Raw genomic sequence first — 15,245 nt, 5'->3', positions numbered from 1 at the left:
ATTTCCTGAGGATTACTTAGCGGCACTTTTATCGGTGTGCAAACGTACGGTGTTGCCAGACAATTGCGGTACTCTATGCATTCTACGGAGGAGGCCGCACATGCTGACGATGCAACGATGCAGTGGGATGAACTTGCGGTACGCTCCAACACGCCATGCGCGCCGCTTGCCATGGTAAAGCCCGCCACCAAATGGTTGCGCGGGCTGTTGCGCGCCGGTAAGGCGCAGCAGCGCACGGCCAGCAAGCTGGCCAAGGTGCTGTTCGGGCCCGTGCCGGCCAAGCCCACGCCTAAACCCCGCGGCAAGCCCGTGGCCAGGAGCCGGCCGACGCCGCGTGCCAGGCCCGCCAGCGACGCGCTGCCTGCCCTGGCGCCGTTTGCCACGCCCCTGTCGCCCCCGCGCGTGCGCAAGCGAACGGCGCCCCCGCCGGGCAAGTGGCTGGCCGCCCACTATGCGCCGTTGCCGGAACTGGGGCAGTTGCCGGGCCGGCGCCTGCCGTATTTCCTGTACCTGCCCGAGAAGGCGCCGAGCGCCGCCATGCGCAGCCGTGGGCGGCCGCTGCTGGTGATGCTGCACGGCTGCGAACAGAGCGCCACGCAGTTTGCCGAAGGCACGCGCATGAACCGCCTGGCCGAGCGCAAGGGCTATGCCGTGCTGTATCCGCAGCAATCGCTGCGTTCGCATGCGCGCCGCTGCTGGAAGTGGTACGACAAGCTGACGCAGGAGGGCGGCGGCGACGTGCGCCTGATCGTCGGCGCCATCGAGCAGGTGGCGGCCCGCTATGCGATCGACCGCGCGCGCATCTATATCTGCGGCATTTCCGCCGGCGCCGGCATGGCGCATATCGTGGCCCTGAACCATCCGCAACTGTTTGCGGCGCTGGGCCTGCATTCGGGGCCCGTGTTTGGCGCCGGGCATAACCTGATCGGCGCGCTGGGCGTGATGCAGCATGGCGCGGCCGCCCGCGCCGACGCGGCCATCGATGAAGTGCTGGCGCGCCAGCCCGCGTTCCCCGGCCTGCCCACCATCCTGCTGCAAGGGCTGGCCGACAAGGTGGTGCGGCCCATTAACCAGACGCAGCTGGTGCGCCAGAGCGTGCGCGTGAACCGCATGCCGTTCGATACCGTGGTGACGGCGCAGCGCCTGCCTGGCGGCGCGGCGGGCGGGCGCAATCCGGCCCATGCGTATGGGCTGCACGATTACCAGGTGGGCAAGCAGGTGCTGCTGCGCGTGGCGCAGGTCGAGCATCTCGAGCACGCCTGGAGCGGCGGCGACGCCAGCCTGCCGTTCAACGACAAGGCCAAGCCCGACGCCAGCAAGATGCTGCTCGATTTCTTCGCCGGCCACCGCCGCCGATAAGCTGCCGCGCCGCGCGCCGCAACGGCGCGCAGGCACTGGTACGCATCGTTCTTCCCTTCCCCGCATGCCCGCTGCCGCGCGCCGGCACGCTGGCCGCGCCCTTTTCAGTGCCGATTTCCAGTACCGCAACAGCAGGGATACTTCTAAAGTGGTATTGCTGCGGTATTTAAAAATCACAAAAACAGGCGCTAAAAATACTAACTGGTATACAATTGGTACACGTTTTCAGTGAAGTCGTGTCCGCCGTCCCATGCCCCGACAGCCGGCACGCACTGACGGCAGCCACCCACGTTACGGAACGCGCCATGTCCATCAAGTCCAAGCAGTTGCTGTGGTTTTTTGCGTTTTTCCTCGTCTTTGAACTGAATATTTATTTGTCCAACGACATGATCATGCCGGCCATGCTGGGCATCGTCGGCGAGTTCCAGGCGGAGGCGAAATTCGTCCCCTTGTCCCTGAGCCTGTATCTGCTGGGCGGCAGTTCCCTGCAGATATTCCTGGGGCCCCTGGCCGACGCCATCGGCAAGCGCAAGCTCGTGTTGACCGGTAATACCTTGTTCCTGCTGGCCACGGTGGCCGTGCCATTGACCGCTTCGATCGAGCAATTTCTCGTCGCGCGTTTCATCCAGGGCATGGGCTGCTGCTTCATCTTCGTCGGCTATGCCATGATCCATGAACTGTTCGACGACATGGCGGCCGTCAAGCTGAGCAGCATTCTGTCGAGCACCACCATCCTCGCGCCCCTGGCCGGCCCCATCCTCGGCAGCGCCATCATCAGCCGGCTGGACTGGCGCTACGTGTTTTTCCTCTCCGGCCTGCTGGCGCTGCTGTCCTTGCTGGGCCTGTGCAAGACCATGCCGCGCACGCCGGCGCCGGTCGCTCGGCTGGACCTGGGCGCCATCGCGCGCAGCTATGGCGCCATTTTCAGCAATGGGCGCTTCATGTTCGGCATGTTCACGGCCGGGCTGGCCACCGTGCCCCTGACGGCCTGGATCGGCTTTTCGCCCCTCTTCGTGCTGCAGGAAATGGGCGCGTCCTACACCACGTATATCGCCCTGCAATGCGTGATTTTGTCCGGTTTCGTTCTCAGCAGCATCGCCATCCAGCGCCTGCGCCAGGATTTCCCCCTCGTTTCCCTGTTGCGCCTGGGCGGGCTGATCGCGGCCGCCGGCATGCTGGGCGCCGGCGCGGGCCGCCATCACGTCGACGTGTTTGCCGCTTGCATGTTTGTCTATTCCATCGGCTTCGGCCTGTTCAACGGCGCCCTGATCCGCAGCGCGATCACGGCCAGCAAGGAATCGATGACCTTGACGACGGCCGCCATGAGCTTGCTGTACTGCATTTATCTGTCCGCCTGGCTGCAGCTGTACAACGTGCTGTGCCAGCGCTTCGGCTATGCGCTGGAAACGTATGCGCTGCTGAATATCCCCGTCATCGTGGTCATCACGGCCTGCCTGCTGCTGTTTACGCGGGGCATGGCGGGCCGCCGGGAAAGCGAGGTGCTGCTCGCCCGGCACTGATGGCGCAACGATGCGCATGTTGTCGACCTTGTTTTATCTCCTGCGACGTTTATTGACACTCTCCTGCGGAAAATGGTGCGCCCATGAAAATAGATGACCTGGCCTCGAAACACGATCAAGCAAAGATTTTCAACCTGGAATACGAGTTCCGCATCAACCGGCTGAAACTCGATTACATCACTCTGGCCGATGTGCGGCCCCCTGGCATTGATCTGGAACAACTGGCCGCGGAGCACCAGGCGGGCATCGCCGCCCTGCGCAGCTTCGTCGCCCTGAATTTCAACCATTTCAATGCGGCAAGCTGTTCCTCGCTCAGCTGCATCCCCACGCGCGCGCTCGGCGAGGACGAGCGCTACCTGCACCGCATCTGGATGGGCGGACCGTTGCCGGCCATCGCCTGCGAGGCGATCGGGCAGTGGGGCGCGGCGCTGGAAGAAGTGCAGCACAACGGCGGCGCGCCGTATGTCTCCATTCTGTGGGTGTGGGATGCGCAGCAGCTGCGCGATGACGAGCGCTTCAGCCCCACGGGCGGCGCCGGGCGCTACACGATAGGCCGCTACGACATCGGCGGCACGACCCTGCATATCAACTCGCTGCGCGCGCTGGCGCTGGACTTCGCGCCGGCCCGCTTCGATATCCTCGATATCCTGCATACGCAGCGCTATTTCGCCACCTTGTCCGATTATTTCCGCATCCTCATCATGTGCGAATACGGCGGCCTGTATATGGATGTCGATACGATCCCGCACAATCCGGCGACGATTTTCCTGATGAAGCCGGAAGTGCCCGATTATTTCCAGCGCAACGATGATGACAGCGAAGAGCGCCGGCATGTCAGCTGGATGAATCTGTTTCTCGATGAAACGGGCATGCTGATCGCCAAGAAGAACGATGCGGCGCTGCGCGTGATCCAGCGCAATGTGAACCGCGCGTATGCGGGCATCGATGCGCAGATTCCCCGTTCCTGCCCGCAATTCGAGGCGCGGCTGTTCGGCCAGTTTTATGCCGAATGGAAGAAAAACCTGGGCGTGACCCTGCTCAGCCATGCCGAGTTTTACCAGCGCTTTTGCGTGCTGTATGACGGCGCGCGGGAAGCGGTGGCGGGCGGCATCCGCGGCATGCGCTTGCTGGACGATATCATTACCGACATGCACATCCCCTTGAGCGACGAGGAGCGGCGCGCGTATGCGCGCTGCGTGGCGCGGCTCGACGAAATCGGCTGGCAACTCGACGATCCTTTGATCTTGCCCAATATCGTTGACGTGTTCGATATCGAGGAAGTGCCGCGCATGGCGTATGCTGCCCAATTGCGGGCGGATATCGAGCATTTTCACTATTATTCGGTGCTGTCGGACGATCCGCAGCTCGACCGCGTGAATGACGTTTTTTGCCGCTACCTGCTGGCCCACCGTTCGCAGCATATTGCCGCCGGCAACTTCTGGCGCCCGACCGTGGGTCGCCACGGCAGCCGCATGCCGGCCGCCGGCGATGCCGCCCCGCCAGGTGACGAGGCTCAGGCGGGCCTGCTGTCGCATGCGCCGCTCACGCTGGTGGCGGGCGAACTGCTGGGCGACGAGGCGAAGAACCGCATGGCCAAATTGCTGTTTGCTACCAGCTATCTGGAATACTGTTCGTTCGGCAATAAACTCAATCTGCAGTTCGTCGAATTGCAGCGGCGGCAGAACATCGACCCCTACCTGGCGCATATCCACGGCCTGCATGACGAGGACGGGCGTTTCATCGGCTTCTTTACGGCCGCGACGATGGACGAGTTCCAGGCTTGCGGCGCCGTCTCGTATTACCGCGATGACATGAAGGCGCTCGACGATGCGTATGACGCCTTCGTGCTCGCGCATGCGCGCGCCGACGACTGTTTCGTCAGCAGCCTGGCCATCGACGAAAAATACCGTGGGCAGGGCTTGTTCCGGCAAATGTTCCACGAAATCCGCGACCTGTCCAGCCGCAAGGGCTGCGCGCGCATCACCTTGACGGTGTGGGAAAAGAGCGAAGCGCTGCAAGTGTATCTGCACAAGGGTTTTCGCAGCGTGGGCACCTTCGACTATGCCTACAGCCTGTTCTATGACCGGCTGCATTTCCTCGTGTATGAAGGAAACTGAGGAGTGTAACTGAGGAGGAGGGGAGCAGGGGCGGCCGGCAGCCGCCCCTGAGCAGTCTTACAGGGCCAGGAAGGCCAGGCCCGCCACGGCCGTCGGCAGCAGGGCGCCCGCCAGCAGGCCGACGGCGCCGATCGATTCATCCTTGAAGCCGCGGCGCAGCAGGGCCACGCCGGCCGGGTTCGGCGCATTGGCGATGACGGTCAGGCCGCCGCCGGCCACGGCGCCGGCCATCAGCATGTATTTCGCTTCGTCCGTCATGCCGACGATCAGCGAACCGAGGTAGGTGAGGGCCGCATTGTCCGTGATCGCCGTCAAGCCCAGGGCGCCGAAGAACAGGGCCAGCGGTTTCAGGCTGGAAACGATGGGCTGCAGCCACCATTGCTGCATGCCGCCCAATACCACCAGGCCGCCCAGGAAGAAGCCGACCAATAAACCTTCCTTCAGGATCAGCGGGCTTTGATAGCGCTCATACGCCTGCACGAAGCCGAGGAAGAACAGGAACAGGCCGATGAACAGCACGGGATGGTGCGCCAGGGTGACGACGCCGGCCAGCACGATCATGTGTACCAGACTGACGGCCAGCGGCACTTTCGGCGCTTCCACATCGCCGGCCTTCGGCTTGATGTCGGAGGTGTTGCTGTGCAGATATTTGCGCAGCAATATGCTCACGCCCGTGGCGTTGACCAGCACGGCGATGGCGGCCTTCCAGCCGAAATGGGTGGCCATGTAGGCGCTGTCCCAGTTCCACGTGGTGGCCACCATCAGCACGGGCGGCGCCGCATACGAGGTGAGGGTGCCGCCGATGGAAACGTTGACGAACAGCACGCCCAGGGCACCGTATTTCAGCCATTCAGGAATGCCCGGACGAAAGATTTGCGGCGCCAGCATCAGCGCGGCCAGGGTCATGGCGGCCGGTTCCGTGATCAGGGAGCCCGTCAGGGGCACGAGCGCCAGACCCAGCCAGACGAGGGCCAGTTCAGTGCGCAGCGGCATCACGCGCGCCACGCCTTTCAACAGGCGCTGCACGGCGTCCAGCACGGGGCGCGAGGCGGCCACCACCATGACGACAAAGACGAACAGCGGCTCCGTGTAATGGCGCGACTCGGCATACTCGATGGCCGCATCGCTGCCCGAGACAAAGGCCATGATGATGATCAAAATGAAAGCCCAGAAGCCGAACACGACTTCCACTTCGCCCAGCAGATGCAGCAAGCCCGCATGGCGGGGGTGGCGCCGCGATAATGTCTCAAACGACTTGGCGGCGAAGGTGTGGATGAGCGCAAGGCCGAAGACGATGGCGCTGATGATTTGGATGGTGGTCAAATGCGTTTCCTTATGGACGGAGGAAGCCGCCCGGTGCATTGCCGAGCGGTAAGGAGAGTGCTTATGGTACAGCAATCGATGCGGGAAACGGGGTTTTTCGGACGTTGCGGGACGGCCTCCGGATGGGGATGCGCAGATATGCCTTGCCAAAAGGGGGGCTGAATAGTACTGTATATGCATACAGTACTCATCTTCATATTCAATTATGCAACATTCTCAATTGATGGCCTCGCCGGAAGCCTTGCACCCGTCCTTGTGGCGCGCATCGCAGCTGGGGCAGGGCGCCACGCGCTGCCTGGACACGGGCTTTGCCGCCTTGTCGGCGCAGCTGCCCGGCGGCGGCTGGCCCAGCGGCAGCCTCATCGATCTGCTGGTGCAGCAGCCGGGCAGCGGCGAATTGCGGCTGCTGGCACCCGCGCTGGCGCAGCTGCCGGGCTTGCCCATCGTGCTGCTGCAGCCGCCCCATCCGCCGCAGGCGCTGGCCCTGGCCGCGCAGGGACTGGCGCCGTCGCAATTGCTGTGGCTCAAGAGCGCCGGCAGCAAGGATGCCTTGTGGGCGGCGGAAAACATTTTGCGCAGCGGCACGTGCGGCGCCTTGCTGTTCTGGCAGGCGCACGTGCGCGCCGACAGCCTGCGCCGCCTGCACCTGGCCGCGCAGTCCGGCAACACCCTGTTCTGCATGCTGCGCCCCTTGCACGCCGCGCAGGATGCGTCGCCGGCGCCGCTGCGCCTGTCCGTGCGCCCGGCCGCCGGCGGCATCGAGATCGGCTTCATCAAGCGCCGGGGACCGCAGCGCGACGCGCCCCTGTTCCTGCCCCTGCAACCTCCTTCATTACTGTTACGCCATGCGACTCTGGATCGGCCTGTACCTGCCCCGGCTCCCGCTCGAAGTGTTTTGCCCGCGCTGGTCGGCTGACCTTCTCGGCGTGGTGCTGGAGCAGGAGCAAGTGATGGCCGTGTCGCCGCTGGCGCGGGCGGCGGGCATCCGGCCGGGCATGCGCCGCGCGGGTGCGCTGATGCTGGCGCCGCAGGCGCGCCTGCACGAACGCTCTTTGGCACTGGAAGCGCAGGCGCTGCAAGCGGTGGCGCTGGCGCTGCTGCAATATTCGCCGCTGGTGGCGCAGGGCGAGGAAGCGACCCTGCTCGTCGATGCGGGTGCCAGCCTGCGCCTGTTCGGCGGCGTGCGCACCCTGTGCCGACACATCGCGGCCAGCTTGCGCGCGCTCGGCTACACGGCCCGGCTGTCGTGCGCCCCCACGGCGCGCGGCGCCTGGCTGCTGGCGCGCGCCGGGACGCGCCGGGGCCGGACATTGAGCATGGCCAGCCTGGTGCGCCGTCTGGACGGCCTGCCGTGCGCCTTGCTGCCGCCCGCGCGCCCCTGGCTGGAATGGCTGGACGGCATCGGCTGCCGCACCCTGGGGCAGTTGCGCCACTTGCCCCGGCCCGGCTTGCAGCGCCGCTGCGGCGGGGCCTTGCTCGACATGCTCGACGATGCGCATGGCCACGGCACGGAACTGTTCGTGTGGCTCGAAGCGCCGCCCACGTTTTGCGCCAGCCTGGAACTGTTCGACCGCGTGGAGCACGCGGAAGCGCTGCTGTTCGGCGCGCGCCGGCTGCTGCAGCAAATGACGGGCTGGCTGTGCGCGCGGCAATTCGCCGTCGAACGCATCCAATTGCTGCTGGCGCACGAGCGGGGCAGGGTGGCGCGCCCGCCCACCGTCATCGACCTGGCCCTGGGCGAAGCCGTCTGGCGCGACGAACATTTATTGCGCTTGCTCAAGGAACGCCTGGCGCAGCTGGTGCTGGAGGCGCCCGTGATCGGCCTGACCCTGGAAGCGCTGCAGGTGCAGCCGATGGCGCCGCCCAGCGAGACCCTGTTTCCCGAGCCGGGCGGCACGCCGCAGGAACGCCAGCGCCTGCTGGAATTGCTGGTGGCGCGCCTGGGTGCCGAGAATGTCTTGCAGGCATCTCCGCGCGCCGATTACCGCCCCGAAGCGGCCAACCGGTGGCTGCCGCTGCCGGCCAAGCCCGTTTCAAGAAGCGCGCCACCCGACTTGCCGCCCGGCTTGTCCGGCATGCCCCGTCCCGGCTGGCTGCTGGCCCAGCCCATCGCCCTCTTGATGCGCGAACACCGGCCGTTTTATGGCTCGCCGTTGAAAATGGTGTCCGTCGCCGAACGCATCGAGGCGGGCTGGTGGGGCCAGTCGCAGGCGCGCGATTATTTTATTGCGGAAGGCCTCGACCACGCCCATTACTGGGTCTACCGCGAACGCATCGCCGGCAGCGGAGAAGATGCCGCGCCGCGCTGGTTTTTGCATGGCTTGTTTGGCTGAAGGCGCTGTCCTGCTGAAACTGCCATGCTTGGCTATACTTGCTTTCTTGCGCCACGTCATACACTCAATAAGGATTTCCATGTCCCAACTTTCCGACTTTCCCATCACCGGTAAATGGCCTGCCCGGCATCCCGAGCGCCTGCAGCTGTACTCGCTGCCCACGCCGAACGGCATCAAGGTCTCCATCCTGCTGGAAGAGCTGGGCCTGGCGTACGAGCCGCACCTGGTCAGCTTCGAGCAAAACGACCAGTTGTCGCCCGCCTTCCTGTCCCTCAATCCGAACAACAAGATTCCCGCCATCCTCGACCCGGACGGTCCCGGCGGCAAGCCGCTGGCCCTGTTCGAGTCGGGCGCCATCCTGCTGTACCTGGCGGAAAAGACGGGCAAGTTCCTGCCGCAGGACGCGGCCCTGCGCTATGAAACGATCCAATGGCTGATGTTCCAGATGGGCGGTATCGGCCCCATGTTCGGCCAGGTAGGTTTCTTCCACAAATTCGCCGGCAAGGATTACGAGGACAAGCGGCCGCTGGAACGCTATATCGGCGAAGCGAAGCGCCTGCTGGGCGTGCTCGAGCAGCGCCTGCAGGGCCGCGACTGGATCATGGGCAGCCAGTACACGATTGCCGACATCGCCATCTTCCCGTGGGTGCGCTGCCTGGTGGGGTTCTATGGCGCGGGCGACCTCGTCGGCTTTGCCAACTTCCCGAACGTGCAGCGCGCGCTCGATGCCTTCCTGGCCAGGCCAGCCGTTGCCAGGGGCGTGGATATTCCCAAGCGTGGTTAAAGCAGGCGGCGGCCAGGCGGCGCTACAATGCGCCATCGGCCGCCCTGCGCGGCAGCTTTGATCTGAGACAATGAAATCCACCCGGCAAGATTTTCCCGGCGCGCACGGCCATGTACTGGCGGCGCGGCTCGATGCGCCCGACGGCGCCATCCGCGCCTATGCGCTGTTCGCCCACTGTTTTACCTGCGGCAAGGACGTGCTGGCCGCGCGGCGCATCGCGCAAGGTCTCACGGAGCACGGCATCGCCGTGCTGCGCTTCGATTTTACGGGGCTGGGCGCCAGCGAAGGCGAGTTCGCCGCCACCAATTTCTCGTCGAACGTGGACGACCTGGTCGCCGCCGCTGATTTCATGCGGGCAAAACATGCCGCGCCGCAATTGCTGATCGGCCATAGCCTGGGCGGCGCGGCCGTGCTGGCCGCCGCGTCGCAAGTGCCGGAAGCCACCGCCATCGCCACCCTGGCCGCGCCCAGCACGCCCGCGTATGTCACGCGCATGTTCAGCGAGCATCTGGAGCAAATCGCCGCCGAAGGCGAAGCGCTGGTGCAGCTGGAAGGGCGGCCTTTCCGCATCCGCCAGCAATTCGTCGACGACGCGGGCAGCCACAGCCTCAAGGCCTGCATCGCCGGCCTGCGCCGCGCCCTGCTGGTGATGCACGCGCCCAACGACACGACGGTCAGCCTGTCGAACGCGATGGAGATCTTTACGGCGGCCAAGCACCCGAAAAGCTTCGTCTCGCTTGACGATGCCGACCACTTATTGACGGGGCGCAATGATGCGGCCTATGTGGCCAATGTGATTGCCGCCTGGAGCGCGCGCTATATCAGCTAAGTAAGCAAGCGGTCGCCCATGAAAAACGCCGCGGCAGCAGAAGCTGGCGCGGCGCGGATACTATTGGTACTTTACAACACCTGACAAAATCGTAGCGAGCGGCAGTGATTTGTGGCCGAGAAGCGCAGCCGTGCTAAAGCACGGTGAGCATCGCCGGCCGCAAAGCGCGACGCGCAGTAGATTTGGTCAGGTGTTCTCAGTCTTCGTCAAATTCGGCGGATAAATCCTTCCAGCCCTTGCTCACTGCAAAGGCGGAAAATTCCTCCGGCGCTTCCAGGACGATCAGTTTCTTGTCTTGCAAGCCCAGGTCGCCATGGCCGAAGTCGGGGCCCACGTAGCCGAGGCTGCGCAGGCGGGCCAGGATGTGGCCGACCAGGGTCTTGTCCTTGTACGCGCCCGCTTCGAGCGGGGCGGCGAAATCGACGTAGACGTCGATGATGCCGTAGCCTTCGTCGAAGATGCGGATGGCCTTGATGTCGTGGGCACGGCCGGAGCCGTCGGTGGCCTTGAAGGGGCCGCTGAGCTGGATGTCGGTGTCATTGTTCATGCCGCCAGCATACACCAAAAGCCGGCCCCGCATGGGGCGCGCGGCGCAAAATCACCGGGCAATCCCCGCCTCAGCGCGCCTGCAGGATGGCCGACAGGCGGTCGCGCGTGCCGGCGATGCGCTCCAGTTGCGGGTAGCGCAAGCCGCCGTGGTAGTCGAGCGCTACCGTCTGGAATTGCTTGCCCTTCCTGACCAGCAAGTTGATCGGCTGCGGGCTCGTCTTGGCCGCCTGGATGGCCGCCTTCAGCAGCTTGGGCGTGTAAGCCGTGCCATTCACGGCGAGCAAGGTCGTGTTGCCCGACAAACCCGCCCGGAAGGCGGGGCCATCCCACAGCAGCTTGCCCAGCTTGCCATCCTTGTCGATGGTCAAGCCCAGCGAATACGTCAGGTCCGTGCTCTCGCCGCGCTCTTCATTGGCTTTCAGGAAGGGCGTGGGCGTGTCGCGGTAGACCAGCTTCCAGCCGGCGCGGGCCAGGCCATCGAGCGGGGCGCCGGGGCCGTGGCTCTCCAGGCGCGTGCGCAAAAAGGCGGCCCAGTCGTGCGGCTGCACGGCGTTCAGGGCCGCGACCACATCCTCGAACGTGTAGGGCAGGGGCGTGATGCTGCCATCCTGCACGCCAAAGAAGGCGCGGGCGAAGTCGTCCAGCGAGCGGCGCTCGCGGGACAGTGCACGGATGGTGGTGTCGACGTCGAGCCAGATCAGCGCACCTTCCATATAGTAATCCTCGTCGCGCTGCCAGCTGCTCCAGCCGATGGGGCGCCGGCCATTGATGATGGGATCGTTCGTCGTATCCTGCATGGTGCGCCAGCTGCGCCCGGGCATGACGTCGTAATGGGCCGCCGTCGCAGCGAACAGGTCGCGCATGTGGGCTGCCGCCACCAGACCGGAGCGGGCCGCCAGCACATTGCCCCAGTACTGCGTCTGGCCTTCGTATACCCACAGCAGGCTGTTTTGCAGCGGCGTGTTGAAATCGGGCGTGTCCTGGCCGGCGGGGCGGCGGAACTTGCCGTTCCACGAATGCGCCAGCTCGTGCGGCAGCAGCACGCGCTCCGCCTCGTTCTTGTCCCACTCGCTGAAATAGCCGGGCTTGACGCCGTTTTCGCTCGATTGCAGGTGTTCGCGGCCGATGCCGCCGAACTCGTCGCTCAGGGCCAGCAGGAAGTCATAGTGGCGGTAGTGGCGCGCGCCGAACAATTTATAGGCTTGCTGCAGCATGGCCCGGTGTTGTTCGATTTGCAGCGGCGACGCTTCCAGGCTGTCGGCGCTGTCGGCCATCACGTTCAGGTGCACGGGGATTTTGGCGCCCGGATCGAGGTCGATGCGCTCGAAATGGCGCCCCGCGAAGACGGGCGAGTCGACCAGGGTGTCGAGGTCCAGCGCTTCGAAATCGACTTGCTGGCCGGCTGGCGTGGCCGCCCGCGCGCGCACTTCCAGGGCACTGGCAAATTCCCAGCCGGCCGGCAGGGTCAACGATGGCTGCACGAGGATGTCGCGCGCGGCGCGCCCGGCCGGATACAGTGTCATCGCATGCCATTGCACGCCCAGCATGGCGCCCGTCATGGTGATGCGGCCCTGGCTCGTGTCGACGGGCGAGAGGAACTGGTATTGCGCTTCCACGGCCGTGGCGCCGGCCGGCACGTCGAGGTGGAAGGCGAACATGTTGACGGGATCGCGCCGCCATTCCAGGGGCTGGCCGTTGGCGGACAGGCGCAGGCCGGCCAGCTGGTTCAGGGGGCCGCTGGGACCGTGATTGCCCGGAACCCATTGCGGATACAGCAAGGTCAGCTTGCCGGGCGCGGCGGGAATGCTTGCGCGGATGCTGAACAGTTGCTGCGCCACATTGCTGGCGTCCACCTGCAGCACGATGGGGGGAGCGGTGGGCGAGGCGGCCTGGGCCGCAGTGGAAACGAGAAGGAAGAACGACACGGACAGCAAGGCGCGGGAATAGGGCATGGAGCGGGGCATGGAGCGGGGCATGGGACGGGGCGGCGGGAGGACAAAGGCCGAGTCTAGCATTCTGTAAAAATTTCTTACAAATTTGAGGCCGTCTGGGGCGTTTTTCGCCAATTTCAAGGCCTTGAAAGGGCGTTGACAGGCCGTATATCGGTAACAGGCGGATGCTCACGGTGAGGTCCGCCCCTCTTATCGCTTTAATGAAAAGGATATTTATCATGCGTACTTTTGACCTTGCTCCCCTGTACCGTTCCGCCATCGGCTTCGACCGCCTGGCGCAATTGCTCAACGAACAGCGCGCCGATGCGCAACCGAGCTACCCGCCCTACAACATCGAACTCGTGTCGGAAGATAAGTACCGCATCGTGATGGCATTGGCCGGCTTCTCGCGCGAAGAGATCGACATCATCACCGAACGCGACTCGCTGCACGTCACGGGCCGCAAGCAGAAAGATGGCGTCGAGCGCACGTTCTTGCACCGCGGCATCGCTGCCCGCGATTTCGAACAGCGTTTCCAGCTGGCCAACCATGTGAAGGTCACGGGCGCCACGTTTGAAAACGGCATGCTGACCATCGACCTGGTGCGTGAAGTGCCGGAAGCGCTGAAACCGCGCAAGATTGAGATCGGCACCGGCGGCGACACCATCGCCACGGCCGCTAACGTGAATGCGCTGGAACAGCGCCAGGCGGCCTGATCTGACTGCGGCGCCCCTCGGGCGCCCGGGCTAGCCTCTCCCATGCAGTAAAATACTGGCCGGTTGATCCGGCCAGTGTCACGTCTGGAGCCAGTTCGGGTCCTCCTTGATCGGCATGCAACATGCGTGCGGCACGCAAGATTAAACCCTGCTTAAAGGCGCAAATGCCTGTTTCCAAATGGAAAAATGTTAAGCACCGCCTAAGACTCGTGGCCCACTATTGCATACATCAAAATCTCATTGAATGAGGAGCAATTCATGGAACAGCAAACGAATACCGCATCCCTGAAAATCAAACGCACCGTAGCCGCGCTGGCCGCGATCGGTGTGCTGGGCGCCGGCGGCGCCATGGTGGTGCATCAGAACAATGCCGGCGCGAATGCCGCCGCCGCTGGCGCCCCCGCCGCCCCCGTGGCTGCCGCCGTGGCGCCCGCCGCCAGCGCGCCGCTGGTAGCCTTGCCCGACTTTAGCCAGATCGCCGCGCGCAACAGCCCGGCCGTGGTGAACATCAGCGTGACGGGCAGCACCAAGGTGGCGTACGACCCATCGGCCCAGGCCGGCAATGACGACTTCGGCAACGACCCGTTCCTCGAGTTCTTCCGCCGCTTCCAGGGGCCGCAAGGCGGGCAGCGCGGCGGCCGCGACGTGCCCACGCACGGCCTCGGTTCCGGCTTCATCGTCAGCCCCGACGGCGTCATCATGACCAACGCCCACGTGGTGCGCGATGCGCGCGAAGTGACCGTCAAGCTCAACGACCGCCGCGAATTCCGCGCCAAGGTGCTGGGCACGGATCCGAAGACGGACATCGCCGTGCTGAAGATCGACGCCAACAACCTGCCCATCGTGCCGCTCGGCCATTCCAGCGACCTGAAAGTGGGCGAGTGGGTGCTGGCCATCGGTTCGCCGTATGGCTTCGACAGCACGGTGACGGCCGGCGTGGTCAGCGCCAAGGGCCGTTCCCTGCCGGACGACAGCAATGTGCCGTTCATCCAGACGGACGTGGCGGTGAACCCCGGCAACTCGGGCGGCCCGCTGTTCAACACGCGCGGCGAAGTGGTCGGCATCAATTCGCAGATCTACAGCCAGACGGGCGGCTTCCAGGGTTTGTCGTTCGCCATCCCCATCGACCTGGCCGGCCGCATCAAGGACCAGATCGTTGCAACGGGCAAGGCCAGCCACGCCAAGCTGGGCGTGACGGTGCAGGAAGTCAACCAGGGCTTTGCCGACTCGTTCAAGCTGGCCACGCCGGAAGGCGCGCTGGTGGCCAACGTCGAGCGGGGCAGCCCGGCCGACAAGGCGGGCCTGAAATCGGGCGACGTGGTGCGCAAGGTGAATGGCCAGCGCATCATCGGTTCGGCCGACTTGCCGGCGCTGGTGGGTACATCCTTGCCAGGCGACAAGATCAGCATGGATGTCTGGCGTGACGGCAAGATCGTCAGCCTGACGGCAACCCTGGGCAATGCGGCCGACAAGGTGGCCGAAGTGGCGAAGAGCGACAGCGCCGCCGGCAAGGTAAAGCTGGGCCTGGCCCTGCGTCCGTTACAATCGGATGAAAAACGCGAGGCGGGCATCAGCGCCGGCCTGCTGGTGGAAGATGCGGGCGGCGCCGCCGCGAATGCCGGAGTGCAGCCGGGCGACGTGCTATTGTCGGTGAATGGCCGTCCCGTCAACACGGTCGAGCAGGTGCGCGACGTGGTGGAAAAATCCGCCAAGTCGGTGGCCTTGCTGATACAGCGCGGCCCCGATAAGATCTTCATTCCCGTGCGCCTCGGTTGATCTGGCGC

Annotated in this window: 12 protein-coding genes; 9 read left to right on the top strand and 3 right to left on the bottom strand. The window is 64.8% G+C overall.

Going from position 1 to position 15,245, the window contains the following annotated elements; translation table 11 throughout:
* The first annotated feature begins 171 nt into the window (after window positions 1-171).
* The 3 genes from BZG29_RS22450 to BZG29_RS22440 all read left to right on the top strand — a co-directional run bounded on the left by BZG29_RS22450 (window position 172) and on the right by BZG29_RS22440 (window position 4,996).
* A complete protein-coding gene (locus BZG29_RS22450; protein ID WP_077409242.1) occupies window positions 172-1,359 on the top strand; it encodes a PHB depolymerase family esterase in 1,188 nt (395 codons plus the stop codon).
* A 305-nt stretch (window positions 1,360-1,664) separates the two neighbouring features.
* Complete coding sequence (locus BZG29_RS22445) at window positions 1,665-2,879, top strand: MFS transporter (RefSeq protein WP_077407701.1); 1,215 nt, start codon at window positions 1,665-1,667, stop codon at window positions 2,877-2,879.
* A gap of 83 nt (window positions 2,880-2,962) precedes the next feature.
* Window positions 2,963-4,996, top strand: coding sequence for a GNAT family N-acetyltransferase (locus BZG29_RS22440; RefSeq protein ID WP_077407699.1), 2,034 nt, complete (start codon window positions 2,963-2,965; stop codon window positions 4,994-4,996).
* A gap of 57 nt (window positions 4,997-5,053) precedes the next feature.
* Here BZG29_RS22440 and BZG29_RS22435 read toward each other — a convergent pair whose 3' ends face one another.
* A complete protein-coding gene (locus BZG29_RS22435) occupies window positions 5,054-6,319 on the bottom strand; it encodes a putative Na+/H+ antiporter (RefSeq protein ID WP_077407696.1) in 1,266 nt (421 codons plus the stop codon).
* A gap of 205 nt (window positions 6,320-6,524) precedes the next feature.
* Here BZG29_RS22435 and imuA point away from each other — a divergent pair, with 205 nt between their 5' ends.
* The 4 genes from imuA to BZG29_RS22415 all read left to right on the top strand — a co-directional run bounded on the left by imuA (window position 6,525) and on the right by BZG29_RS22415 (window position 10,265).
* A complete protein-coding gene (gene imuA, locus BZG29_RS22430; protein WP_077407694.1) occupies window positions 6,525-7,235 on the top strand; it encodes a translesion DNA synthesis-associated protein ImuA in 711 nt (236 codons plus the stop codon).
* Window positions 7,165-8,652 (top strand): DNA polymerase Y family protein, encoded by a 1,488-nt coding sequence (locus tag BZG29_RS22425; protein WP_077407692.1) that lies wholly within the window; start codon window positions 7,165-7,167, stop codon window positions 8,650-8,652. Before imuA ends, BZG29_RS22425 begins: the two co-directional genes overlap by 71 nt.
* A 79-nt stretch (window positions 8,653-8,731) precedes the next feature.
* The gene (locus BZG29_RS22420) at window positions 8,732-9,436 is read left to right on the top strand and encodes a glutathione S-transferase N-terminal domain-containing protein (protein WP_077407690.1); all 705 of its coding nucleotides are present in this window, start codon (window positions 8,732-8,734) and stop codon (window positions 9,434-9,436) included.
* 70 nt (window positions 9,437-9,506) lie between these two features.
* Window positions 9,507-10,265 carry a S9 family peptidase gene (locus tag BZG29_RS22415; protein ID WP_077407688.1) on the top strand — a complete coding sequence of 253 codons (759 nt, stop codon included), beginning with the start codon at window positions 9,507-9,509 and terminating at the stop codon, window positions 10,263-10,265.
* A gap of 196 nt (window positions 10,266-10,461) precedes the next feature.
* On the opposite strand, the gene BZG29_RS22410 is transcribed toward BZG29_RS22415, so the two are convergent.
* Together BZG29_RS22410 and BZG29_RS22405 are read right to left on the bottom strand one after the other, a co-directional pair.
* Window positions 10,462-10,812, bottom strand: coding sequence for a hypothetical protein (locus tag BZG29_RS22410; RefSeq protein WP_034783462.1), 351 nt, complete (start codon window positions 10,810-10,812; stop codon window positions 10,462-10,464).
* Between the two features lie 70 nt (window positions 10,813-10,882).
* Window positions 10,883-12,766, bottom strand: a complete 1,884-nt coding sequence (locus BZG29_RS22405) for a M61 family metallopeptidase (protein ID WP_077409241.1) — start codon at window positions 12,764-12,766, stop codon at window positions 10,883-10,885.
* A 218-nt stretch (window positions 12,767-12,984) separates the two neighbouring features.
* Here BZG29_RS22405 and BZG29_RS22400 point away from each other — a divergent pair, with 218 nt between their 5' ends.
* Together BZG29_RS22400 and BZG29_RS22395 are read left to right on the top strand one after the other, a co-directional pair.
* Window positions 12,985-13,461, top strand: coding sequence for an Hsp20 family protein (locus BZG29_RS22400; RefSeq protein ID WP_077407687.1), 477 nt, complete (start codon window positions 12,985-12,987; stop codon window positions 13,459-13,461).
* 258 nt (window positions 13,462-13,719) lie between these two features.
* Window positions 13,720-15,237, top strand: coding sequence for a Do family serine endopeptidase (locus BZG29_RS22395; RefSeq protein WP_077407685.1), 1,518 nt, complete (start codon window positions 13,720-13,722; stop codon window positions 15,235-15,237).
* Window positions 15,238-15,245 lie beyond the last annotated feature (8 nt).

The sequence above is a fragment of the Janthinobacterium sp. LM6 genome (assembly GCF_002002885.1).
GTDB lineage: Bacteria > Pseudomonadota > Gammaproteobacteria > Burkholderiales > Burkholderiaceae_D > Janthinobacterium > Janthinobacterium kumbetense.
Note: the sequence above shows the minus strand (reverse complement) of the source record. Positions and strands in the feature narration are given on the sequence as shown.